The following is a 22653-nucleotide window of genomic DNA, read 5'->3' as shown; positions in this document are numbered from 1 at the left end:
ACTATTGAGTAGTAGCTGCTGGCTGTTGCTGATTTTTATTGATTATTGCTAATTTTTGCTGATTAGGGAGACTGGCTGATTGGGATGTTACGAGGAGAATAACGAGGCGATGCAGGCGCATCACCTCATAAGAAACTTAGATCGTTTCAACGTTTGCAGCTTGCAAACCTTTTTGACCTTCTTCAACTTCGAAAGACACTTTTTGGCCTTCTGGAAGAGTCTTATAACCTTCAGCAACAATAGCTCTGAAATGAACGAAAACGTCCTTTCCGCCATTATCTTGTGTTAGAAAACCATAACCTTTATCAGCGTTAAACCACTTAACTGTGCCTGTAACTTTAGACATGTAAACCTCAAATATATATAAATTAATCGCGCAAATAGCTGCGCATTTCGAATTTCTGACAAGATGACTTACTGAGATTCTTTACTAACAAATGGGAAAACGTCTAACAAAAGGTCACGGGCGTGAACAAAGAGGTTTATATCACTTACAGTATCAAACTAAATAACTTTCTTTCCAGAAACACGGTAAGTGTAGCACAAAAAACGCCATTGCAAATTTTTATTCACCTTATTTGCTAATTAATTGAACAAAACATGACAATGGCATTTTATAGAATTTTAATGGAAGCGCTTACGGACGAAGCGCTCTTTCCCCACGAGCAAGACCACACACACCCGTTCTCGCTGATTCGGTAATATCGGCACTCTGCGACATAACATCAGAGAAAGCATCGAGCTTATCGCTGGTACCTGTAATTTCAATAGTATAGTTAGTCGCAGTTACATCTAATATTCTCGCTCTGAAGATGTCTACATTACGCTTAACCTCGGAACGAGAAAGTTCAGTGCGGGTAGCTACTTTTATGAGCATTAACTCACGCTCAATATGCGGGCCTTCCGTCAGTTCAGTGACTTTTAGTACATCAATGAGCTTATTTACTTGCTTAGTTATCTGCTCTATGACTTTATCATTGCCCTGAGTAATGATAGTGAGCCTAGATAAACTCTCATCATCAGTTGGCGCAACACAGAGCGAGTCAACATTGAAGCCACGTTGTGAAAACACACCGACAATTCGTGAAAGTGCGCCTGGGGCATTTTCCATTAATACTGAAATGATTCTTCTCATTATGTACGCTCCGTTTTACTCAAGCGCATATCATCCATGGCTCCGTATTTAATTTGCATTGGATACACGTGTTCGTTTTGATCAACGGCAATATCCATAAACACCAAACCTTTTGTTGCAAAGCACTTTTGCATTGCACCATCAAGCTCATCTAAAGTGTCGACCTTAATACCGGTGTGGCCATAAGCTTCTGCTAAGGCAACGAAATCGGGCATGGAATCCATATAAGAGTGTGAATGGCGGCCTTTATAGTTCATGTCTTGCCATTGCCTTACCATACCCAATGCTCGGTTGTTCAGTGAGATAATTTTCACGGGTAAACCATATTGCAAACAGGTAGACAACTCTTGGATATTCATTTGAATGCTGCCATCGCCCGTTACCACTACTGACACTGCATCAGGGTGCGCGAATTGCACGCCCATTGCAGCGGGTAAACCAAAGCCCATAGTGCCCAAGCCACCAGAATTGATCCAGCGGCGTGGTTTAGCAAAAGGATAATACAAAGCAGCGAACATTTGATGCTGACCAACGTCGGAGCTTACATAGGCGTCCCCGTTAGTATGTTCATATAATGATTCAATGACTTTTTGTGGTTTGATGGTTTGTGTTGACTGATCGTAATCAAGACATTTCTTATCACGCCACTCATTTACCTGAACCCACCAATCTGCCAACTTTTCTTCCTGACCACTGAAGTCAATGTCGGCCAGAAGCGTGAGCATTTGAAGCAGCACCTTGTCTACTGAGCCAACCACAGGAACATGCGCATTGACTATTTTAGAAATAGATGCGGGGTCGATATCAACATGAATGATATTCGCGTGCGGGCAGAACTTATCAACATTATTCGTTACCCTATCATCGAAACGAGCGCCTAGCGCCACAATACAGTCTGCGTTATGCATGGCTTTATTCGCTTCCAAAGTACCGTGCATACCAAGCATACCAATGAATTGCGGATGCACTGATGAAAACGCTCCCAAGCCCATCAGGGTGCTACAAACAGGAGCATGAAGAAGCTCAGCAAGCTGCGTCACATAAGGGGCTGCCTCTGCTGCAATAGCACCGCCCCCCACATAAAGAACGGGGCGTTGAGCCTCCTTCATCAAATTAACGGCTTTCTTTATTTGTTTACTGTGGCCTTTCAACGTTGGGTTGTAAGAGCGCATAGTCACATCGGAAGGAAACACATAAGGGTGTTCGTTCTGCACATTGACAATGTCTTTTGGAAGGTCAACAACCACTGGGCCTGGTCTACCTGTGTTAGCAATATAGAAAGCCTTTGCTATCGCCATGGGTATATCTTCTGGTTTTTTCACTAAAAAGCTGTGTTTAACCACCGGACGAGAAACACCTACCATGTCACACTCTTGGAAAGCGTCTTCGCCAATGTGCATAGAAGGCACCTGCCCAGAAAGAACAACCATAGGAATGCTGTCCATAAATGCTGTCGCGATGCCCGTAATGGTATTTGTTGCACCAGGTCCTGAAGTAACGAGGACGGCTCCGGTTTTACCCGTTGCTCGTGCATAACCATCGGCCATGTGTGCTGCAGCTTGTTCATGACGCACCAATACATGCTCAACATCTTCTTGCGCATAAAGGGCATCATAAATATCAAGAACGGCACCACCGGGGTAACCAAAGAGGTGCGTTACACCAACATCTTTTAAGGCTTCTACAACCATTGCAGCGCCCGACATCATTTTCACAGGACTTTCTCCTCAATAAAGCTTTTATTTCTCGCGTATACAAGCAATATATCTCAGCAAGTAAACAGATAAAACCTATATTTCAAAAAAAGTGAAAAGATTATCCCAATATAAAGATATTTTAGGATAAAAATACCAATAATAGCTGTTAATATTTTGTTAAACCTTAATTTCATCCTAAAATATATACATTCACGCACTTTTTATCCTGTTTAAATATACGAACAAATAAAAACACAAAGCTCAACCTCGGGCGCATCAGAACTAACTTGTTTGAATAGCTCGTTGCAACTCAAACTAAAAAAAATACTTCCACTCCTGAACATTTATAAAAACTAGCGTAAACTAGTGGACTTACCAGTTAACAGTGTATTTATAAGGATGGTGTGAAATGGCTCAGTCAAACTATTTATTGAAGTTGCAAGACAAAGTGCTGAAGTATCCCTTCGGCAAGAAAATATTCAGTCGAATGTTTGCCTCTCAGGCGCCCTATTTCAAATCGATTAAGCCACACATTGTTACACTGGAAGAAAATTTCTGTCAGGTACTTATTCCAAAACGCAAGGCTGTTCATAATCATATTGGTACCGTTCATGCCATTGCTATATGTAATGGCTTAGAAATGGCGATGGGCGCTATGACCGAGGCATCGTTACCAAAACATTTACGCTGGTTGCCCAAAGGCATGGACGTGAACTACCTTGCGAAATCAACAACTGATATTACCTGTGAAGCTAAAATCGACCCTGCCAAATGGCAAGAGGGAGATGTATCTGTAGAGGTGAGAGCTCTGGATTCAAAAGGAACCGTAGTGGTAGATGGTGAGATTCGCTTATGGGTATCACTCAAGCCACAAAAATAAAAGCTTTCTGAGTTAGCTTGATACAAAAAAGGTACTACCACTACCGATAGTACCTTCCTCCAAAAGCAACAGAGAATCCTAGTTACCCCAGATTTCCGTAACGAATTCAGGGCGATCAATATAGGGGTTTCTGTTTCCCTGATAAGTTTGAGCCGCTTCGTTTCGATCGCGCTCTTTTTGACTCACAGGATCTGCCTGATGCCAAGCTTTTAGCATATTAAGAAACCAGCTTTCAAACACTTGATTACTAGAGCCGTTTAGCACCGCATTAGCCGAACTAGAGTTAGATTGCCATGTGCCAATCTGGTCTTGGTAACGGGTAGCCATATAAAAATACGCACGTGCTAAGTCTCCTTTAAACTCATCGATAGGTTCAAACACCGTTCCTGAATAACCAAGTCCGCTTCGGGCACTGCCCACTTTTGAGCCGTTCAGCGATGTAAATGTTGCCGAAGAAACTTCGCCATAAGGAAAGCTACTTCTTTTTGAGTTCACAAAACCATCGCTGGCAAATATATGATGTACATCGGAGTTCATAGGCTCAATTGCGCCACCAAACCAGCTTCTTGGAAATGAATGTTCGCGGTTGTAGCAACCCCCTTCGCCTTGATAATTGCCACACTGGTTACTTACCGGAGTGAAAGTGTATGGGTCGTTACTGCTTGGACGTTCGGAATAAATGTCGAGTATCGAACCGTCATTTTCGTAATATGTGTCGGTTTCATAGCTGCTGTAGAAGCCCCACAGAGCGCCATAACCTTGGGTAGCATGACCTTTTATTATATTAAATAGTTCGGTTTTTAATGCATAAGAACTGAGCCCGTCTGTACTTGCATAGTAAGCACCGGTATTACCAGAGCCACCAGAGCCGGACGAAAGAGTGAAGTTTGTGCTTTCAACTCGCCCAAATGCACCACCACTAGCAAGTGTTTGACTATTAAAGGTGAGTGAGTAACTTCCTGTACCATATGAGCAACATATACCATCTCCGTAGCTGTCATTTATGGTAAGAGTGTAATCACCATCTTCTAGGCACAGTGCTTCCGAATAGCTGGTATTGCTTGCAAAACCCGAACCGGAAGCGACAACAGAAGCTTGCGCATCGGTAATTTTCCAACTGGTTTCGGCTCCATAATTATCGGTAAGAAGACTAAAGTTGCCTTCGTTTGCGGTACATCCCACTGGAGGCGGAGCAATAGTCGCTTCAGGCTTAAAGTTATCAACATAAACAATTTCTGAACCATCGAAGCCTGATGTATCATAGAAACGCAATCCAATACTTATCGGCCCGCTCGAACTCGGCGTGTACCGGTAACTCAGTTGCTGCCATTGATTGCGTAGTGAGTTGTTAGAATACCCTCTGTAGCCCGCAACATATAAACGTGCTCGCACATTACCTTCGGTGTGCCTAATCCATACGCTAACGTCAATTGCTTGCCCTGCAACGCCATCAATACTTTGCCTGAAATCAGTTGAAGCTTGAGAGGCTGTGTTAACTCTAATTAAAGCCGAGCTATTGCCTGATTGCACTTGACTAGTTGAACGGGCAACGCTTATTCCTGAATCAATGGTTGTCCAGCCATCAGGGCTATTCCCCGACCAGGATTCAAAATTGGCGTTTTCAATATCGGCATGAGCACTAAAACTGACAGCGATTAAGCCTAGTAACAAAGATCCTATTTTTATCATTGTGTTGGTCTCGTGTGTTGTTTATGTACATTAGCATTGTAATTTGACTGAGTGTGGCACGTGGTTACAGATAGATACTCATGGCCTCTTTCATTAACTATATGAGCATTGATCATGTTGCTTGGTCAAGTAATCTTCAGTATTTATCATAAGAATAGGCAATGAGCCTACACCCTATGTTCTACAAGGCCTCAAAAGCTAAACTAAAGTCTACATTTCAGTATATTTTTGTGCATTACAAGTAGACTTTTTAGCATTCGGTGTTATACGAGCGTTGTAAACCCACAACGGGCAAGCAGCCTAACTTTTTTTGCCAAGCCTCCGAATAAAGAAATCTTGTCTGCTAAATCTCCTCTAAAAATGCACATTTGCCATCAAATGTCTGTGCTAAGTTTAGGTCCAAGTTCTTTCATAAGGACTCGTCAATGTATAGGAACGACATTCTTTCTCACGCACGATGGCGACACTAATTCAGAAGGTAAATAAAATGCTAAATGACAAAAAAATTCATCTATCGCTAATGTGCGTTGGAGTACTCATGGCTCTTAGCGCATGCGGCGATGGTTCATCAGAGAGTGAATTGATTAATGACACGACTGAAAACGATATAAGCCAACCTGATACGAGCGGTTGTGACAAGCCCGCAACTCAGCTATCAAGTGCATTTCTTGAATTTGTGGCAGCACCCAATATCACAGTTGCTTTGTCCGAAGATGGTTGTTCAGTCACTTTTGAAGCAACGGGCAAACCTGATCATAGCTCTTCATATTGGGACTCTGCCAATGCAAGCGGATTGTACGTTGCTCCCGAAGATGTAGATTTGTTCAATCAAAAAAGATCGCCTGGTGATATAGAAGACTATACTATCGACTTCACACTCACCGTTGATGTATCCCCTACTCTCGCGGACAATAGCTCAGCGACTCCTTTAGGTGCTATAGGCATTGCCATAAGCGGCGCCCCTATCTTCAATGACTCAGAAGGAAACGGTGATGTATCATTTGGCGTAATTCAAGGCTTTGATCGCAATGGAGCTCATACAGGTCCGCAAACTTATCACTATCATTTAGAGCCAAAGGCTATTTCTTACGACGACGATAGCCTTGTAGGAGTAATAGCAGACGGATTCTTGATATTTGGTAGAAGGTGTTATTCCACTGCTGACTACCCTACAGATTTGGATGAGTCTAATGGTCACATATCCAATACCTTATATACGGGCGGTGCTCCGGAAGATGCTGAGTATCACTATCATATATCCAGCGAACAGTACCTAAATGGTGAAAATTACCTCATATTCCCTGGAAATTTCCAAGGCACGCCGAGTAATGTTAACTAGATATAAAGTATTGATCGCGCTGTCATGCAGCATGCTCATCTTAGGAGCAGTAATATATTTATCAATCATGGTACCGGCCCCTGCTACCTTGTATGTAGATAAGTCTGCTATTACGTTCAACGAAAGAGGGCAACGTTTATATAAGAAACAGCCCTTTTCCGGCACAGTGTACAGTCACCATAGCAACGGTGACATAGCAACCGAAGATCAATTTGTGAATGGCCGGCGTGAGGGTTTTGCCAGAAAATGGTTCGTTGGCGGCATATTGGGCTACGAATCATTTTATTTGTCGAACGCCAGAGACGGCGTAAGCAGAACATGGTGGTTTGACGGAACGCCTCGCTCAGAATTTTTTTACGTAAATGGCAAACCAGAGGGAACTGCTTGGCAATGGTATCGTTCTGGAAACAAATTTAAGAAATTTCACTATAAGGATGGAAAGCCCTCTGGCTTACAGCAAGCTTGGCGCGAGAACGGTAAGCTTGTATCAAACTTTGAATACAAAAACGGACGGATTTATGGACTTAAAAAAGCAAATAGTTGTGTGGGTCTGGAAGATGAACAAATTTCTTTCGACTATTACAAAGTGCAAGCTAGTATTTCTCGTTAGCGCTGCTTTACTTTACTCAACGGCAAATGCTTCTGAGTCACTGCCCTACTACGATAGCGAGGAATTTAGCCCGCATTGGCTGCAAAGTGACGACAAAAGCCTTGCAAACTTTCATCGCATCCCTGCATTCAGTTTTACGAATCAAAATGGTCTCGAAATTAGCCAAGAAACAGTAGAAGACAAGATATATGTTGCAGGTTTTTTCTTCAGTACGTGTCCGGGAATATGCCCTATGGTCAGATCAAAATTGAGCGAAGTGCAAGACGCCTTCTTAGATGACCCTGAACTTCTTATCATTCAACATTCAATAAGACCAAGCACAGATTCCGTGGCCTTACTTAAAAGCTATGCTGAAGAAAATGGCATAGTCAGCGGTAAATGGCATTTACTTACTGGTGATAAAGACAAGATCTATTCGTTGGCTAAAGGCGCCTATTTTGCAAGCGAAGACCTCGGGAACATTCAAAATACGAATGATTTTTTGCATACAGAAAGCTTATTACTTATTGATAAAAATAGGTATATACGTGGCGTATACAATGGCCTAAATAGCGCATCAGTGAGCTACTTAATTGCCGACATTAAAACGCTTAAAGCGGAGCAATAACTAACTTATATCTATTGCTTCATGAAGGTCCAGCTATTTATACTTGCAAAAGTAAAGGTGGCTGGCCCGTAGTCGTTGCCGCTGCTGCCAAATTGTTTGATCGACACGCTAATAGTGCCTTTCACATACTGTTTTCCGGTTATCATACCCATGCTTTTCATCATCTCTTGTTGTTCTTTTTCATCTTCATCTAGCGCGATATCTTCCACATGAGTAATAGTGAACGACGCAGACTCAAGCAAATAAGGAGGTCGATTATCCTTAGCTGATGATGAATTGTTAGCGAATAAAGGCAGATCTGGTGGCATCACCATTTCAAAGGATGAGCTACTATCAAAGTCATGTAGGAAAGGCATGATGGCAGGCAGTGTTTTTTGTTCAGTGCTTAACAACGCAAAAGGCGCTAGTGTGTAGGTTCCAATTGCAAACTTGGGGGCATCACCCGTAACTTCTGCGTCTAAAGTAAAGTACTTAATACCTGCATTATTTAACTGTTCATTGTCTTGCAAGGTAACAGATACACTCATGGCGTTAGGATTGTTTATATCTCCACGGTTTTTACCTTCCACCGCGATTTCACAATCAAACTCATCAATATTGGTTGATTCAGTAACATTCACTTTTCCACTTAAGCAATATTCCGGATAAGGCTCTTGGTAGTCGTCGCCATCTTCGTTTTCATCATTGTCTTGATAATTGTCAGTATAGGCTCTGTCATCAAGCTCGTCATAACTATCAAGCTGATTTGATGCGCTATTTTCTGAAGGGCCGCTGCAGGCACTGAACAAAAATATGATACCTACCGTTAATAATAATTTAATCGAAATCGACCTTGATGCTTTGTTTTCCATGCTTTCCATTTCCTAATACAAGATTTAGTAGATGAGCGTAATGTAGCGCAATAGATTTGTTTAGGAAATAAGCAAATATCAAAAAAGACGACAGCAAGCTTAAAAATGTCTTGGTAGTAGCAGTTAACAAAGAAGCAAACTACACCAGCGTTTTGTATGAAGATGAATTTGTATAAAGAAGAAGAGGTATAGATACAAAAAAGCACAGTAAATACTGTGCTTTTTTTGAATTTGGAGCGGGAAACGAGATTCGAACTCGCGACCCCGACCTTGGCAAGGTCGTGCTCTACCAGCTGAGCTATTCCCGCAATCTGGAGGCGCATTTTACAAAAATATCAGGGCAGTGCAAGTGTAATTTGCATTTAATTTGATATTTATGCATTTTCGCACATTAAGTGCTTATATCTTAAACACTGTATCCCGATAATACTTCATTTCATCGATAGACTCTATGATGTCATCGAGTGCTAAGTGTACCCCCTTCTTTTTAAATCCTTTTAATACGTCGGGCTTCCAGCGTGCAGTGAGTTCTTTAACGGTGCTCACATCAATATTTCGATAATGAAAATAGTCTTCGAGTTCAGGCATATATTTTACGAGAAAGCGGCGATCTTGACCTATTGAATTTCCACACAAAGGTGACTTTCCTTTAGGAACATACTCTTTTAAAAATGCAATTGTTGCTTTTGCAGCAGCGTCAACGTCGTATTCGCTGTTTCTGCAACGCTCTGTTAAGCCCGTTGCACCGTGAGTTTTTACGCACCACTCGTCCATATTATCAAGCACTTCGCTAGGCTGATGCACTGCTATGACAGGCCCTTGAGCAAGAATATTCAACTCTTTATCAGTCACTATAGTAGCAATTTCCATTACCACACAACTTTCAGGGTCTAATCCCGTCATTTCCATATCAATCCAAACTAAGTTCTCTTCATTAAATGACATGCACACCTCGTTTAATATTAAATGCAATGAAAATATAACGTAAAAAAGGTAACATGCGTACAAGGAATTCCCTAATTAGTATGCAAATTTAAGGTAATCGTGGCTAAAAAACCGAAGCTTTCAGATCGTCAAAAACGTCAAGTCAAAGAAAATCGTGAGAAACGCCTGGCGAATAAGGGCCATACTCACGACGATAAGCACTTGGGCGAAGAACAAAAAGGCCGCGTAATTGGTCGCTTTGGTAAGCATGCGAACGTAGAGTCTTTAGTTGATGGCGAAATACATAAATGCCATATCCGTCGCACAATTCAGTCGGTAGTGTGTGGCGACAACGTGATTTTTCGACCGAGTTTATCTAGTGAAGAACGCGACCGAGGCGTTATAGAAGTAGTGCTTGATCGTATGTCTACCCTCACCCGCCCCGATTTTTATGACGGCGTAAAGCCTATTGCTGCGAACATCGATCAAATCATTGTAGTCAATGCAATTGTGCCGCAACTTTCAGCGCATATCATTGATCGTTATTTGGTGGCATGCGAAGACGTCGATATACAGGCCGTTGTTGTTATCAACAAAATGGAATTGCTCAGCGATGAAGACCGTGAGTACGTGGCTGAAGTAGTCGATGTTTATGAGGACATTGGCTACCGCGTAGTTTATACCAGCTGCGCAACCCAAGAAGGTATTGCCGAGTTAGCCACACTATTAAAAGACAAGATCAGTGTGTTTGTCGGACAAAGTGGCGTAGGAAAATCAAGTATCATAAATCAACTATTGCCCGATGCGCAGGAAGTTGTAGGGGATATTTCCGAAAACTCAGGTCTAGGCCAACACACAACCACTGCCGCTAAGCTACTTCACTTCGAGCAAGGTGGTGATTTAATTGATTCTCCCGGAGTACGTGAGTTCGGGCTATGGCACTTGCCCGTCGAAAAAGTAAGTACTGGCTTTATTGAGTTTCGTCACTATTTGGGTGGTTGTAAATTCACTGATTGTAAGCATGGGAGCGACCCTGGCTGCCTTATCAGGCAAGCTGTGATTGAAGGCAAAATCACCGAAGACCGTTACGAAAGCTATCACAAAATCATTGACTCTTTAGACGAGAACAGACCCTCTTATTCGAAAGGGTAATTGTTCATAAGAAGTTAATGGCTTACTTGCCAATGCTTTAAATGTACAATGGCGAAGAATTCATAATGGAGAAATCCCAGTGTTAGATTGGTTTAAAGTTCGCATTCAATATATTTTGCCTAAACATCCCATTTCAAGAGCAGTTGGGTGGTTGGCTGCGGCTGAAGCTGGTGTGATTACCCAGTTTTTTATCAAGATCTTTATCAAAGCCTTCAACGTTGATATGGACGAGGCAAAGCATAGCAATCCATCATATTACAAAACATTCAATGCTTTCTTCACGCGAGAATTGAAAAATGATATTCGCCCTATCAATGACGACAAAAACGAGTTATGTCATAGTGTTGACGGCCGAGTAAGCCAGTTTGGCAAGATAATTGGTGATGATATTTTCCAAGCTAAAGGCCACAACTACAGCCTGACCTCATTATTGGGCGGTAAGCCAGAGTTGGCAGCAGCGTTTAAAGGTGGTGACTTTGCCACTATCTATCTCTCGCCTAAAGACTACCACCGCATTCATATGCCGATAGAAGGCAAGCTTACCGACATGTTGCATGTGCCTGGTGAACTGTTTTCAGTCAACCCGTTGACAGCTCAGAATGTTCCCGGTCTATTCGCCAGAAACGAACGTGTCGTTACCTTGTTTGATACGCCGGTAGGTAAGCTTGCTATTGTGTTAGTTGGTGCAACCATCGTGGCTAGCATTGAAACTGTGTGGGCGGGTAATATTACTCCACCAGAGAGTAAAATCGTTCAGCATTGGCAATATGAAGGCGAAGACATCAACCTTGCTAAGGGCGAAGAAATGGGGCTGTTTAAATTGGGCTCAACTATCGTGGTGTGTTTCGAACCTGGTGCTATTGAATTTGCCGATCTGCAGGCTGGGCAAATAACCCGCCTTGGCCAGCCATTCGCTCATGTCAGTGGCAGTAAAAATGAAGAAGTTAATTCAAGTGAAACAGTCTAGTTTTGATGGATCCCGTCAAAAAGAGCCTAATTTCATTACATGTAACGGTAATGCTATTAGGCGGTACTGCGCTATTTTCTAAACTAATCCCACTCAATGCAATAGACATTACTTTTGGACGTTCATTCTTTGCCTGTGTCGTGCTATTTATCGTTGCTAAGCTTATGGGAGAAGGCTGGCGCTTAAATAATCGTCGTGATTACCTTATCGCTTTTAGCTTAGGCATCATCATGGCTGTGCATTGGGTTACCTACTTCATGGCTATGCAGTATTCCAGTGTGTCTGTGGGTATTATCGCCCTATTTACCTTTCCGGTAATTACCGTGCTGCTTGAGCCCTATTTTGAAAAAATACGTTTGGTATGGCAGGACATCGCAAGTGCTATTGTCGTTCTCGTAGGAATCATTCTAATCGTGCCCGACGCTTCACTTGATAATGATGTAACCCTAGGGGTTATTATTGGAGTATTTTCAGCATTTTTGTACGCTATTCGAAATTTATTGCATCGCACTTATTTTTCACATTATTCTGGTGCTAAAGCAATGGCATGGCAAACACTGATTATCTGCCCCACCTTATTGTTTTTTGTCTCTGACGACTTGGGTAAAATCGATATAAACACGCTTTGGTTGCTACTCACACTTGGTATATTTTTTACCGCTGTGCCCCACGCCATGGTGGCCAGTGCTCTCAAACACTTGCGTGCAAAAACGTTCTCGCTGGTTGCTTGCATGCAACCCTTTTATGCAGTGATATTTGCTATGGTCCTCATTAATGAACAGCCGAATTGGCAAACTATTGTGGGCGGTTTGCTAGTCATTTCGGCTGCTGTATACGAAACTATCAATACGCATAGAGAAAACCAAAAAGTAAAAACATGCTCGTAATTGCTCATAGAGGATTTAGCTCTTCTTACACCGAAAACACCCTAGTAGCCTTTACTCAAGCGCTATTACTTGACATCGATGCGATAGAACTTGATGTGCACCAAGTTGGCCATGAGTTTATGGTATTTCACGACCCCTACGTAGATAAACTCACGAACGGTACAGGGCGTATTTTTGATAAAAGCTTAGAAGAGGTAAGGTCGCTATTAGTAAAAGAGCGCGACCCTATACCCACTCTTAGCGAAATAGCAGCCCTTGTTGGTGAACAAGTAACACTCAACATTGAATTGAAAACACTCAACGATGTTGACGATTTTGTGGCTTATGTGGCAAAGCTAATCGACTCATATCGCTGTAAAGTGGTTATTTCATCCTTCGATCATCGTGCGTTGAAAGCAACAAAATCTGGTCTAAATAAAAGTCAATATCGACGTCAGCAAGCTTTTATCCAGTATGGCGCATTAGTCGGTCATTGCCCTCTTGACTTGGCGCAATATGCTGAGCAGATGGGAATGGATATCGCTGCGATTGACTGGAATGTGCTCAGTGCAGACTTTGTGGATGATGCACATGCACGTGGTCTAAAAGTCTGGTCTTACACAGTAAATCATTTAGAGACTCTTAATGAACTATTAGAAATGGGGGTAGATGGAATATTTACCGACCGGCCAGATTGGGCTCGTGAGATCATAAGCGCTAATAAATGAGCTAGGCTTGACTAAGGCAAGCCTTAAATCACTTCTTAGTATGGCAGTCAGATTCGCAATTTTGGCAGCTTTTACACAAACGTAAGTTTGTGACGTGCGCAACAATAATGAGAAAGGCACCGACCGCAATAGTGAATGGTTCGAATTCGTGCCCGAAGATATCTTTATTCCAATAGATTAAACCACCTAGCGCCAAACTGTATAGGGGATAAAGTTGACGATGATATTTATGAAAGCCTACAAACAAGGCAGCAAAGCCTACCAAAATCGAGAAGCTTAATATTGAACGCTCGAACCATTGCTCAGCAAATATACTACTAGCAACTAGTGGCGCAATTGGCAGTAGAAGTGGTATCAACAAGCAATGCAAAGCACACAAGCTAGATACCCAAATACCTAGTTTATCTAGGATAACGTTAGATGTTTTCTTGTCTGCTTCGACTTGAGACACTTCGTTGTCATTCAAGTTATTGTCGATAACCTGTGGTTTTATGTCAGCAACTTTGCTGTTCATTGTGCTATTTACTCTTTAACTTATACCGCCCACTCAGAATACCCGAGCTATCATCGTTATAATATAACATTTAATCCAAGAGTAGTAAAAGCGTTAAATCGATACTTGCGTATTTATGCTTTTTATTCCGGAGCAACGGCATCTGTATTTCGATCTATTTCTCTCGCTAAACGCGGTTTTTTCAAGGCAGGAACTTGCTTAATCCCAAGGTATTCTGTCATGGTAATTAATTCAATATCTTCAGGAAGCGATGCTAATTTGTTTTTCAGAAACTCAACCGTTACCGGGTAAGGGTGAGCGATACCAATAACAGAACCATTTCGTTTTGCTTTGCGAATAAGTAAATCGAATTGCTTTTCTAGAAAATCCTCATTCGCATAATGATCGAGAAAGACATGACGAGTAGCACTTGCGACACCATGTTGTTGCGCTATTTTTCTGGCTTTGGAAAACTTCGTTGTTCTGCTGTCAACAAAATATAAATTATTATTATCTAGTACTTCCATTACCGCATTCATTTGCAAGGTTATTTGAGTCAATTTACTGCCCATGTGATTGTTTACCCCAACAGCATGAGGAACCGACTCCAAGGCCATGAGCAAGGCCATTTCAACTTGAGCAGGGTACATTGAAGATACAATGGCTCCTTCGCCTAAACGCTCACCATGAAGAGACTCCATAGGCATGTGCAACATGACCTCGCGGCCTTGCTGGTGAGAATAATTGGAAAACTCTGTCGAAAATGGCGTGTGTGGCAGAATCGAAAAGGTGACTTTTTCTGAGAGAGCAAAAGCATCGGCATCAGAACGCTTGTTTCCGATATCGTCAATGATGATGGCAATCCTGGCCTTTTTGTATGTTTTACCGCTGTCCTGCCTTGCTTCCGCATTCAGAGGCGCATTTATGGCGAATGCACTTTGCGAAAATAGACAAACCAGAGCCAAAAACATGACTACTTTGTTTTTTATTAGCACAATTTTCTTCACTTTCGGTTCACAACGACTCTCTTTAACACTATCCAAGCCTTTAAAAGCTCACTCAATATGCAAGAGAACAGAACGTTAGTTGTTTATTCTTTTTGTTAGTCGTTGATAGAATACCAACAGCTAGCAAGAAATGCACCTGAAATAAGAGCATTACTTTTCAAAGTACTCACACAGAGCCTGATAAACAGATCTCTTGTTTTTATCGCTGTCAAAACTTAGTATAGATTTCGCCTTTTCAACAAGAGAAACACATCATGGCAAGTCCAGAGCAGATGCTACAAACTATGATTGCTAATTTGCCCGAAAAAACAGGGAAAGCTCTCGATGAGTGGCTTGTGCTATGTTGCCAGCGAAACTACTCCAAACATGGTGAATATCTTAAATGGTTAAAGACCGAGCATGGTGTGAGTCATGGTTTCGCTAACCTTATTTCCAGCAAAGCACTTGACGCTAAAAACGGTGAACCAAAAGACGATCCTTTAACTCTTCAATACAGCGGTGCCAAAGCGGCCTTGAAACCTATCTATGATCAACTTATTACCCATATCACTAATTTGGGTAGCGACGTTGATATTGCCGTCAAAAAATCTTACGTTAGCCTTAGAAGAAATAAGCAGTTTGCGATTATTCAAGCCTCGACAAAAACTCGAGTTGACCTCGGGCTGCAGCTTCCGGAACTTGAAAGCAAAGGGAGACTTGAAACATCTGGCAGCTTCAACAAAATGGTGTCGCACCGCATAAGACTCGAAAGTTTAGACGATATTGACTGTGAACTTATTGATTATTTGGAACTCTCATACGATAGAAATTAAAGCTTCTATCTATTATCGATACATCTACTGTTTGCTTAGTGCTGAGTTTATTTGGTGTAGGTTAAAGCGACTTAACATTAACAGGACGATTATGTTTACCAAGCTCTCTTTATCCAATATCGCCATGGCCACCAGCTTGGTCTTCTTTACTCCACTTGTGCAAGCAGACAATATTGATAGCGCGCTCTCAAACGCAGATCAAGAAATAGCCAATAACCCAAGCAAATCTTCTTCAACACAAGTGTCTCAACAACGCTCGCTTGCAGCCGCCAAGGCCTTGTACTCTGACGGAGAATTTAAACAGGCTATTCGCTTGCTCGAGAGTATCGATAGTTCAGCAGAAGTCTTCGGTGAAATGATAATAAATTATGCCCAATTTGATTTAGATGAAGCAGAAGATCTTGCCGAAGACGCAATCAGCGCTTATCCAGATAATGCTAGGCTCTTTTATCTTCGCGGTGTTGTGATGGGAAGCCAAGCACAAGACTCAATTTTTAGTGCCTTAGGGTACGCCGAAAAAGCGCTTAATAGCTTTATCAAAGCCAATGAATTAGCACCCAATGATATTCAATATAAACGAGCACTGATGAGTTTTTATATGGCTGCTCCTTCAATCGCCGGTGGTGATACTGAACTAGGGAAGCATCAGCTGAGCGAAATAAAGAAATTAGATGCATTAGAAGGTGCTATCGCTGAAGTTAGTTTCTACCAAATGAGCGACGATATAGAACAAGCTAAGAAAGTTCTAGCTCAAGCAATGCAAAGTTATCCCAAAGAAATTAGCTTTCCATTCCAGCTTGGCGCCATAGAGGCACAAAGCGAAAACTATGAACAAGCAATGAGCTTGTTCAAACAAGCTGCGAATATGCGATTACCACCTTATAGTACTGATGAAGAAACAGGCGATATAAACAAAGACTATCGAAGAAATGCTGCCGCACATCTTAATGCACTATATCAAGTAGGTAGAACTGCGGTGGTATCGGAGTCAAACGCGAAAGAGGGGATTGCTGCGATGGGACGGCTTGCTGCGGCTATAGAAACGAGCAAACTGCCGCCAAGTGATTTACCCAACATGCAATGGGCTGCAGCGAGGCTAGCCGAACTTTACATACAGGTCGGCGACAAACAAGCAGCAAAGTCAGAGCTTGCAAGCATTGTCATTGGCGACGATGACAAGCTAGAAAAGCAGGTTAAAAAACTCAAAAAAGCGCTTCCGTGAGGTAAAAGATAAGCCAATTAATCGCTGGAGGCTTAAGCGATTTATTAACCAAAATCGTTCGATCTAGCTAGGCTAAATTTAAACGAGGTTCCCTTCCCTAACTCGCTACTTACCTCTAGCTTGGAATCAAGTAAATCCATTAACTTTTGGCAAATCGCCAAACCAAGACCAGCATGAATAGAACTATCGTCACCAGTATTTGAGGCTTGATAGCGCGCTTTGAAAATATGATTAAGTTCCCTCTCGCTGATCCCCACACCACTGTCTTTCACTTCTATGACCAAATTCCCATCGAGCTCAACTACCCCTATATGTATACTACCACCTTCTGGAGTGTGTCTAATAGCGTTCTCTATAAGGTTTGTAAGCACTCGCTCTAATTTACCTATATCGGCATTAACATATCCATTTTTTTGGTCACATTGCACATTTAGGGTCACCCCTTTACTTTGCGCGTTTATACTGAATTTTGCAGCAACGTCATGCAGCAGTTCTGCCAGCATAAAGTGCTCTTTTTTGAGAGTAACATGCCCACCTTCCAAATAGGCTAGTTCGAATATTTGATCAATCAACCGTTTTAAGTTGAACAGATTTTTTTCACAAATTTTAATGAAGCGTTTTCGCTCATCTGCGCTGATGCTATCGCCTTTTAAAGATAAGGTTTCAACATACCCTTGCAAGTTCGCTAGCGGTGTTCTCAAATCATGCGACAAGTCTGCAAGCATGATTCTGCGTTCATTGTCAGTCTGTTTTAATTGCTTCATTTGATCATCGATATGTCTTAGCATATCGTTGAAAGAAAAGCCTAGACGTTGCACTTCATTCCTACTTTCATTTCTCCAAGGCCGCAGTTTTACACCGGATCCGTCAAGATCAAAACCACTGGCTCTGAAGGTATCCATGTCATCACTGAGAATTTTTAGTGGTGCAGTAAAAAACTTAAATAGAAGTAAAAGTGCAAAGAGTAAGAAGAGTGTTCCTGCAACCATGATCATGATGAACATTTGCACGCCCTCACTGCGCTTCATATTTTCAGCTATCGAGTCGTAACGCGCCCCACCAATGATCACATACAAGTAGCCTTGAAGCTGAGATTCGTTGTAAACCGGCGCAACAGAAAATATCTTTTGCTTACCGTTAGACTTTGGGTCGTCACCGCGAACAGGCAATGTCGGGTTCGGTTTTAGCATCGATAACAAAGGAGACAGTGACACTTTTTCAAGTACAACTTCTCCCTTTTCAGCCGAGTAGGTTTTTATATTGCCTTGCGTATCAAGAAAATAAAATTCAAAGTTAGGCCCCAAAACCATAAGTGTGTGAAAGAGATTACTCAAAGATTCATAATCATGTACACCAGTTTTTAATAATGGGTTATCCGACACCAAGTGAGATGCTAAGTCGATGTGCAGCAGTTGTTCACTCTCATCTTTCATTGAGTCTTGAAGATGGCTAGAGGCGATTACAAACACACTCATAATTATCAAGAACACAATGACTAAGGACACCGACAGGCGCTGATAGAAACAAAGCTTAGGGTGCCACATTCAACTTGCCTTCTGTGCAGATTTCGCAACTTTGTGTTGATTGTTAAATTTGTAACCCACGCCCCACACTGTTTGCACATATTCAGGCTCGGTGGCATCACTTTCCACTTTTGATCGTAGACGATTAATGTGTGAATTAACGGTATGCTCGTAACCAGAGTGTTGGTAGCCCCAAACAGATTCTAAGAGTTGGGTGCGAGAGAAAACCTGATTAGGATGCAGCATGAGGTGGAAAAGAAGTTCAAACTCGGTAGCAGTTAAGTCTAGGAGGTCTTCGTTTTTTGTCACAATACGTGTTTGTTGATTTATTTTCAGCTCGCCGCTCACGATAATATTACTTTGCGAGCTGGGTTGCTGCTGATTTGCCTCTTGTAGAAGGTGTACCTTTCGAATTTGTGAACGCACTCGAGCTTGAAGTTCGCGCACACTGAAAGGCTTAGTCATGTAATCGTCGGCACCAAGCTCCAAACCTAGCACGCGGTCGGTCTCTGAGTCCTTTGCAGTGAGCATAATAATCGCTTGTTCTGGCTTTTGGTCACGCACTTTTCGACAAATATCTAAGCCGCTCATATTTGGAAGCATAACGTCGAGTAACATCAGGCAATAGCTGTTTTTGATAGCGGCTTCGTATCCCGCAGCGCCATCTGGGAAGTGATCAATTTCCAAGCCTAACTCGCTCAAGTTAACCTGTATCAGCGTAGCTATGTCTAGGTCATCTTCAACGACAAGTACTCTTTCAGCCATAATGCTCTCCTGTTCGGTTGATAGTTTGTATCGAGTGCATAAAGCAAAAAGCTCGAATCTAAATACTAGACCGAGCTTAGCGAGAAAATATCTCAAAAGTATCACAAAAAAGAAAAGTTTCTGTGCGCAAAGAGCCTATATTTAACCCCTTAGATACAAGCTTCGTGTTAGCAGACTATATCGCAGCTGCAAGCTCTGCTCCTTGTCGAATAGCTCGCTTAGCGTCAAGCTCAGCAGCAACGCTAGCCCCGCCGATAATATGCAATTTCAAACCGGCACTTATCAATTCATCCTCGAGCTCTCTGAGTGGCTCTTGCCCAGCGCAAACTATAATATTGTCGACCTCAAGCGTCATCGGTTTATCGGCAATAGTGATATGCAGACCGGCGTCATCAATTTTGTCGTAACTTACGCCATTCATCATTTGTACTTTATGATTCACCAAAGAATTACGATGAATCCAGCCGGTTGTTTTGCCTAAACCTTTGCCAACCTTCGACGTTTTCCGTTGTAACAAAAATACCTCACGTGGTGGTTCTGCTAGCTTTTTGTCTATCAACGCTCCAGGTTGCTCAAAACGCTTATCTATGCCCCAATGTTCTAGCCATTTATCAAGGTTAGTCGTTAAATTCTCCTGCTCAACAAGGTACTCTGATACGTCGAAGCCTATACCACCAGCACCTATCACCGCGACACGCTTGCCAACCTCTTTATGGTCGCGTAACACTTCAATATAACTGAGTACACTAGGGTGATCACTTCCCTCTATGTTAAGGGCTCGCGGTTTAATACCTGTTGCCATCACCACTTCTTCGAAATGTTGGTTTTTAAGAAGGCTTGCATCAACCCGAGTGTTCAAATGAAGGCTAACGCCCGTAAGTTCTATTTTTCGAGAATAAAAGCGCAATGTCTCGTAAAACTCTTCTTTGCCCGGTATTTGTTTAGCATAGTTAAATTGGCCTCCAATTTCGGCGGCCTGTTCGAACAAATGCACCTCGTGACCTCGCTCTGCGGCATAAGTAGCGAAAGCTAAACCTGCAGGACCCGCGCCAATTACTGCGAGCTTCTTAGGCTTAGCAACGGTTTTAAAAATAAGCTCGGTTTCATAACAAGCCTGAGGATTGACTAGACAACTTGCTCGTTTCTGTTCGAAAGCATGATCTAGGCAGGCTTGATTGCACGCTATGCAGGTATTTATTAAATCAGATTTATTCTGCTTTGCTTTTTCAACAAAATCAGGATCAGCAAGGAAAGGCCGTGCCATCGACACCATATCCGCATCGCCATTTGCCAAAACCGACTCGGCAACTTCGGGAGTGTTGATTCGATTCGTAGTAATAAGCGGCAGCGATACTTCAGCCTTCATCCTTTTTGTTATCCATGTAAAAGCAGCTCTAGGAACCGAGGTAGCGATGGTAGGCACTCTGGCTTCGTGCCAGCCGATTCCGGTATTAATTAAGGTAGCCCCAGCTTTTTCAATCTCTTTGGCAAGATACACAACCTCTTCCCACGGTGCCCCGCCCTCAACCAAATCAAGCATACTCAAGCGATAGATAATGATAAAATTAGGGCCAACACGAAGGCGTGTTTGCTTCACCACCTCGACAGCTAGCCGCGCCCTATTTTCTAAACTACCACCCCATTCGTCGGTCCTAAAATTGGTACGTTCACAAAAAAACTGATTAATTAAATAGCCTTCTGAGCCCATAATTTCGACGCCATCATAACCTGCACTTTTTGCATAATTGGCACACTCTGCATAGTCTTTGATGGTGCTTCGAATGCCTCTTGCTGATAAAGCGCGTGGCTTAAACGGAGAAATCGGTGCTTTCACGGGGCTGGCCGACACGGCTAGCGGATGATAACCATAGCGCCCAGAATGCAATATTTGCATACAAATTTTACCGCCTTCAGCATGCACCGCATCCGTTATTACTTGGTGTTTCTTTGCATGTTTATTACTGCTCATCCGGCCTGCAAATGGCGCCACCCAACCTGCCCTATTAGGCGCTATACCGCCGGTTACAATCAGACCCACTCCGCCTTTCGCTCTAGCCGCATAAAAGGCTGCTAGCTTTTCGAAACCGCCTTTTTCTTCTTCTAAACCTAGGTGCATTGACCCCATAAGTGTTCGATTTCGCAGTGTTGTAAAACCGAGATCGAGGGGCTCAAGTAAATGGGGAAATGGCGAAGTTGCTGTCATGGTTTATCCTATACAATAATTATTTTTGTTTTTACAGGTTGTATAAATTCATTACGCTTGAAATCTTAGCTTAGAGCACTTTAGCTCGAAGTGCTATGATAGAAACATTCGAATCCGATCATTAACACAATTTAAAAATGAGTATCGAGCAAATTCGACGTAGCGTAAATTTGTCTACCAAGCAGAGTTTGAGCAAAGTTGAGATTATTCAAAGCCTTTGGAGTGGGTATGGCGAAATAGCACGTTACCAAATTAGTGGTGCTAGTAATACGTCCTCACTGATCGTAAAGCAAATCTGCTCCGATAAAAAAACCCAACACCCTCGACAATGGGACGGAAACCTTTCCCATCAGCGCAAACTATCGTCCTATAAAAATGAAGCTTTTTTCTATGCTCATTACAGCCAGCTCACCAACAAAAAATGCAGAGTGCCTCACTTTCTGGGTGAGTGGCAGTTAGCCACGCAGAACAAAAACGAAACAAACAGTGGCATTATTATGGAAGACCTCGATGCCTCTGGTTTTACTTTAAGAACCCTGCAAGCGGATATGCAACTGATAAAGCTTGGCTTAGCTTGGCTGGCTCACTTTCATGCTTTATTTTTGCGTCAAAACAATTCGCAGGAAAATAACGGCGTACACAAGGGCTTGTGGCCTATTGGCAGCTACTGGCATTTGGCCACACGACCCGATGAACTGAGCGCCATGCAAGCCAGTGAGTTGAAAGAACAAGCTGTAGCGATAGACGAAAAATTAAATTCAACAAAGTACCAAACCTTAGTGCATGGCGACGCCAAAATTGCCAACTTTTGTATTAAAGCCGATCTCAGTGAGCTCGCCATGGTCGACTTTCAGTATGTAGGCAGTGGCGCCGGCATCAAAGATATTATCTACTTTTTAGGCAGTTGCATGAACGAAAAGGCGCTAAAAGACGAAGCCGACAACATGAGTGACTATTACTTCACTGCACTCCATCACGCCCTTATAGAATATAATAAGCCACTCGATGTAGTAGAGGAATGGCGAGCACTCTTGCCGTATGCTTGGGCTGATTTCGAACGTTTTTTAGCTGGTTGGTCGCCTGAGCACCATAAGCTAACGGCCTATAGCTCAGAACAAACACAAAAGGCTTTGAGGCTCTTAGAGAAATAAGGAAAGGTTGTTTAGCTTGTTCATCTAGGCAC

22 protein-coding genes and 1 tRNA gene are annotated in these 22653 nt (G+C 42.5%); 11 read left to right on the top strand and 12 right to left on the bottom strand.

The window, feature by feature from the left end:
* Positions 1-136 precede the first annotated feature (136 nt).
* From cspE to ISG33_RS00205, 3 genes are all read right to left on the bottom strand, one after another.
* Positions 137-346, bottom strand: a complete 210-nt coding sequence (cspE, locus tag ISG33_RS00215; RefSeq protein WP_006009840.1) for a transcription antiterminator/RNA stability regulator CspE — start codon at positions 344-346, stop codon at positions 137-139.
* A 291-nt stretch (positions 347-637) separates the two neighbouring features.
* Complete coding sequence (gene ilvN / locus ISG33_RS00210) at positions 638-1135, bottom strand: acetolactate synthase small subunit (protein ID WP_195731580.1); 498 nt, start codon at positions 1133-1135, stop codon at positions 638-640.
* The gene (locus tag ISG33_RS00205) at positions 1135-2850 is read right to left on the bottom strand and encodes an acetolactate synthase 3 large subunit (RefSeq protein WP_195731579.1); all 1716 of its coding nucleotides are present in this window, start codon (positions 2848-2850) and stop codon (positions 1135-1137) included. The genes ilvN and ISG33_RS00205 overlap by 1 nt, the downstream gene beginning before the upstream one ends.
* A 391-nt stretch (positions 2851-3241) precedes the next feature.
* Between ISG33_RS00205 and ISG33_RS00200 the strand changes: the two genes are divergently transcribed.
* Positions 3242-3712 (top strand): hotdog fold domain-containing protein, encoded by a 471-nt coding sequence (locus ISG33_RS00200; protein WP_195731578.1) that lies wholly within the window; start codon positions 3242-3244, stop codon positions 3710-3712.
* A 78-nt stretch (positions 3713-3790) separates the two neighbouring features.
* Here ISG33_RS00200 and ISG33_RS00195 read toward each other — a convergent pair whose 3' ends face one another.
* Complete coding sequence (locus ISG33_RS00195; protein WP_195731577.1) at positions 3791-5401, bottom strand: HNH endonuclease signature motif containing protein; 1611 nt, start codon at positions 5399-5401, stop codon at positions 3791-3793.
* Positions 5402-5939: 538 nt separating this feature from the next.
* Between ISG33_RS00195 and ISG33_RS00190 the strand changes: the two genes are divergently transcribed.
* The 3 genes from ISG33_RS00190 to ISG33_RS00180 are packed head-to-tail and all read left to right on the top strand — an operon-like array spanning position 5940 to position 7957.
* Positions 5940-6740, top strand: coding sequence for a YHYH protein (locus ISG33_RS00190; protein WP_229333396.1), 801 nt, complete (start codon positions 5940-5942; stop codon positions 6738-6740).
* Positions 6730-7350: a toxin-antitoxin system YwqK family antitoxin gene (locus tag ISG33_RS00185; RefSeq protein WP_229333395.1), complete on the top strand. Its 621-nt coding sequence runs from the start codon at positions 6730-6732 to the stop codon at positions 7348-7350. Before ISG33_RS00190 ends, ISG33_RS00185 begins: the two co-directional genes overlap by 11 nt.
* Positions 7298-7957, top strand: a complete 660-nt coding sequence (locus ISG33_RS00180; protein ID WP_195731574.1) for an SCO family protein — start codon at positions 7298-7300, stop codon at positions 7955-7957. Before ISG33_RS00185 ends, ISG33_RS00180 begins: the two co-directional genes overlap by 53 nt.
* A gap of 11 nt (positions 7958-7968) precedes the next feature.
* On the opposite strand, the gene ISG33_RS00175 is transcribed toward ISG33_RS00180, so the two are convergent.
* The 3 genes from ISG33_RS00175 to orn form a co-directional block, all read right to left on the bottom strand.
* Positions 7969-8808, bottom strand: a complete 840-nt coding sequence (locus ISG33_RS00175; RefSeq protein ID WP_195731573.1) for a hypothetical protein — start codon at positions 8806-8808, stop codon at positions 7969-7971.
* A 232-nt stretch (positions 8809-9040) separates the two neighbouring features.
* Positions 9041-9116 (bottom strand) — tRNA-Gly (locus ISG33_RS00170).
* 91 nt (positions 9117-9207) lie between these two features.
* A complete protein-coding gene (gene orn / locus ISG33_RS00165; RefSeq protein ID WP_195731572.1) occupies positions 9208-9753 on the bottom strand; it encodes an oligoribonuclease in 546 nt (181 codons plus the stop codon).
* A gap of 99 nt (positions 9754-9852) precedes the next feature.
* On the opposite strand from orn, the gene rsgA reads away from it, so the two are divergent.
* The 4 genes from rsgA (at position 9853) to ISG33_RS00145 (ending at position 13445) form a co-directional block, all read left to right on the top strand.
* Positions 9853-10884: a small ribosomal subunit biogenesis GTPase RsgA gene (gene rsgA, locus ISG33_RS00160; protein ID WP_195731571.1), complete on the top strand. Its 1032-nt coding sequence runs from the start codon at positions 9853-9855 to the stop codon at positions 10882-10884.
* Between the two features lie 79 nt (positions 10885-10963).
* Positions 10964-11851, top strand: a complete 888-nt coding sequence (asd, locus tag ISG33_RS00155; protein WP_195731570.1) for an archaetidylserine decarboxylase — start codon at positions 10964-10966, stop codon at positions 11849-11851.
* A gap of 5 nt (positions 11852-11856) precedes the next feature.
* Complete coding sequence (locus ISG33_RS00150) at positions 11857-12738, top strand: DMT family transporter (protein ID WP_195731569.1); 882 nt, start codon at positions 11857-11859, stop codon at positions 12736-12738.
* Entirely contained in the window at positions 12729-13445 is a 717-nt protein-coding gene (locus ISG33_RS00145) for a glycerophosphodiester phosphodiesterase (RefSeq protein ID WP_195731568.1), read from the top strand. Before ISG33_RS00150 ends, ISG33_RS00145 begins: the two co-directional genes overlap by 10 nt.
* Positions 13446-13473: 28 nt before the next feature.
* Here the strand turns inward: ISG33_RS00145 and ISG33_RS00140 are convergent, their stop codons facing one another.
* Positions 13474-13959 carry a MerC domain-containing protein gene (locus ISG33_RS00140; protein ID WP_195731567.1) on the bottom strand — a complete coding sequence of 162 codons (486 nt, stop codon included), beginning with the start codon at positions 13957-13959 and terminating at the stop codon, positions 13474-13476.
* Positions 13960-14081: 122 nt separating this feature from the next.
* On the bottom strand, positions 14082-14981 hold the full coding sequence (locus ISG33_RS00135) for a divergent polysaccharide deacetylase family protein (RefSeq protein WP_229333394.1): 900 nt from the start codon (positions 14979-14981) through the stop codon (positions 14082-14084).
* 218 nt (positions 14982-15199) lie between these two features.
* On the opposite strand from ISG33_RS00135, the gene ISG33_RS00130 reads away from it, so the two are divergent.
* Complete coding sequence (locus tag ISG33_RS00130) at positions 15200-15757, top strand: DUF4287 domain-containing protein (RefSeq protein ID WP_195731566.1); 558 nt, start codon at positions 15200-15202, stop codon at positions 15755-15757.
* A gap of 91 nt (positions 15758-15848) precedes the next feature.
* Positions 15849-16979 carry a tetratricopeptide repeat protein gene (locus tag ISG33_RS00125; RefSeq protein ID WP_195731565.1) on the top strand — a complete coding sequence of 377 codons (1131 nt, stop codon included), beginning with the start codon at positions 15849-15851 and terminating at the stop codon, positions 16977-16979.
* A 44-nt stretch (positions 16980-17023) separates the two neighbouring features.
* Here the strand turns inward: ISG33_RS00125 and ISG33_RS00120 are convergent, their stop codons facing one another.
* The 3 genes from ISG33_RS00120 to ISG33_RS00110 all read right to left on the bottom strand — a co-directional run bounded on the left by ISG33_RS00120 (position 17024) and on the right by ISG33_RS00110 (position 21470).
* The gene (locus ISG33_RS00120; protein ID WP_195731564.1) at positions 17024-18523 is read right to left on the bottom strand and encodes a sensor histidine kinase; all 1500 of its coding nucleotides are present in this window, start codon (positions 18521-18523) and stop codon (positions 17024-17026) included.
* A complete protein-coding gene (locus ISG33_RS00115) occupies positions 18524-19267 on the bottom strand; it encodes a response regulator transcription factor (RefSeq protein WP_195731563.1) in 744 nt (247 codons plus the stop codon).
* Between the two features lie 175 nt (positions 19268-19442).
* Complete coding sequence (locus ISG33_RS00110) at positions 19443-21470, bottom strand: NADPH-dependent 2,4-dienoyl-CoA reductase (RefSeq protein WP_195731562.1); 2028 nt, start codon at positions 21468-21470, stop codon at positions 19443-19445.
* Positions 21471-21607: 137 nt separating this feature from the next.
* On the opposite strand from ISG33_RS00110, the gene ISG33_RS00105 reads away from it, so the two are divergent.
* Complete coding sequence (locus ISG33_RS00105) at positions 21608-22621, top strand: phosphotransferase (protein ID WP_195731561.1); 1014 nt, start codon at positions 21608-21610, stop codon at positions 22619-22621.
* The last annotated feature ends 32 nt before the right edge of the window (positions 22622-22653 follow it).

This window comes from Marinibium conchae (genome assembly GCF_015595035.1).
Taxonomy (GTDB): Bacteria; Pseudomonadota; Gammaproteobacteria; order Enterobacterales; family Alteromonadaceae; genus Glaciecola.
This window is presented reverse-complemented; position numbering and strand designations above follow the sequence as displayed.

What these genes read in the sequence shown, in the direction of transcription:
- cspE (WP_006009840.1), bottom strand. Translation starts at nt 346, where the DNA reads ATGTCTAAAGTTACAGGCACAGTTAAGTGGTTTAACGCTGATAAAGGT.
- ilvN (WP_195731580.1), bottom strand. Translation starts at nt 1,135, where the DNA reads ATGAGAAGAATCATTTCAGTATTAATGGAAAATGCCCCAGGCGCACTT.
- ISG33_RS00200 (WP_195731578.1), top strand. Translation starts at nt 3,242, where the DNA reads ATGGCTCAGTCAAACTATTTATTGAAGTTGCAAGACAAAGTGCTGAAG.
- ISG33_RS00195 (WP_195731577.1), bottom strand. Translation starts at nt 5,401, where the DNA reads ATGATAAAAATAGGATCTTTGTTACTAGGCTTAATCGCTGTCAGTTTT.
- ISG33_RS00190 (WP_229333396.1), top strand. Translation starts at nt 5,940, where the DNA reads ATGGCTCTTAGCGCATGCGGCGATGGTTCATCAGAGAGTGAATTGATT.
- ISG33_RS00185 (WP_229333395.1), top strand. Translation starts at nt 6,730, where the DNA reads ATGTTAACTAGATATAAAGTATTGATCGCGCTGTCATGCAGCATGCTC.
- ISG33_RS00180 (WP_195731574.1), top strand. Translation starts at nt 7,298, where the DNA reads ATGAACAAATTTCTTTCGACTATTACAAAGTGCAAGCTAGTATTTCTC.
- ISG33_RS00175 (WP_195731573.1), bottom strand. Translation starts at nt 8,808, where the DNA reads ATGGAAAACAAAGCATCAAGGTCGATTTCGATTAAATTATTATTAACG.
- orn (WP_195731572.1), bottom strand. Translation starts at nt 9,753, where the DNA reads ATGTCATTTAATGAAGAGAACTTAGTTTGGATTGATATGGAAATGACG.
- ISG33_RS00150 (WP_195731569.1), top strand. Translation starts at nt 11,857, where the DNA reads ATGGATCCCGTCAAAAAGAGCCTAATTTCATTACATGTAACGGTAATG.
- ISG33_RS00145 (WP_195731568.1), top strand. Translation starts at nt 12,729, where the DNA reads ATGCTCGTAATTGCTCATAGAGGATTTAGCTCTTCTTACACCGAAAAC.
- ISG33_RS00140 (WP_195731567.1), bottom strand. Translation starts at nt 13,959, where the DNA reads ATGAACAGCAAAGTTGCTGACATAAAACCACAGGTTATCGACAATAAC.
- ISG33_RS00130 (WP_195731566.1), top strand. Translation starts at nt 15,200, where the DNA reads ATGGCAAGTCCAGAGCAGATGCTACAAACTATGATTGCTAATTTGCCC.
- ISG33_RS00125 (WP_195731565.1), top strand. Translation starts at nt 15,849, where the DNA reads ATGTTTACCAAGCTCTCTTTATCCAATATCGCCATGGCCACCAGCTTG.
- ISG33_RS00120 (WP_195731564.1), bottom strand. Translation starts at nt 18,523, where the DNA reads ATGTGGCACCCTAAGCTTTGTTTCTATCAGCGCCTGTCGGTGTCCTTA.
- ISG33_RS00115 (WP_195731563.1), bottom strand. Translation starts at nt 19,267, where the DNA reads ATGGCTGAAAGAGTACTTGTCGTTGAAGATGACCTAGACATAGCTACG.
- ISG33_RS00110 (WP_195731562.1), bottom strand. Translation starts at nt 21,470, where the DNA reads ATGACAGCAACTTCGCCATTTCCCCATTTACTTGAGCCCCTCGATCTC.
- ISG33_RS00105 (WP_195731561.1), top strand. Translation starts at nt 21,608, where the DNA reads ATGAGTATCGAGCAAATTCGACGTAGCGTAAATTTGTCTACCAAGCAG.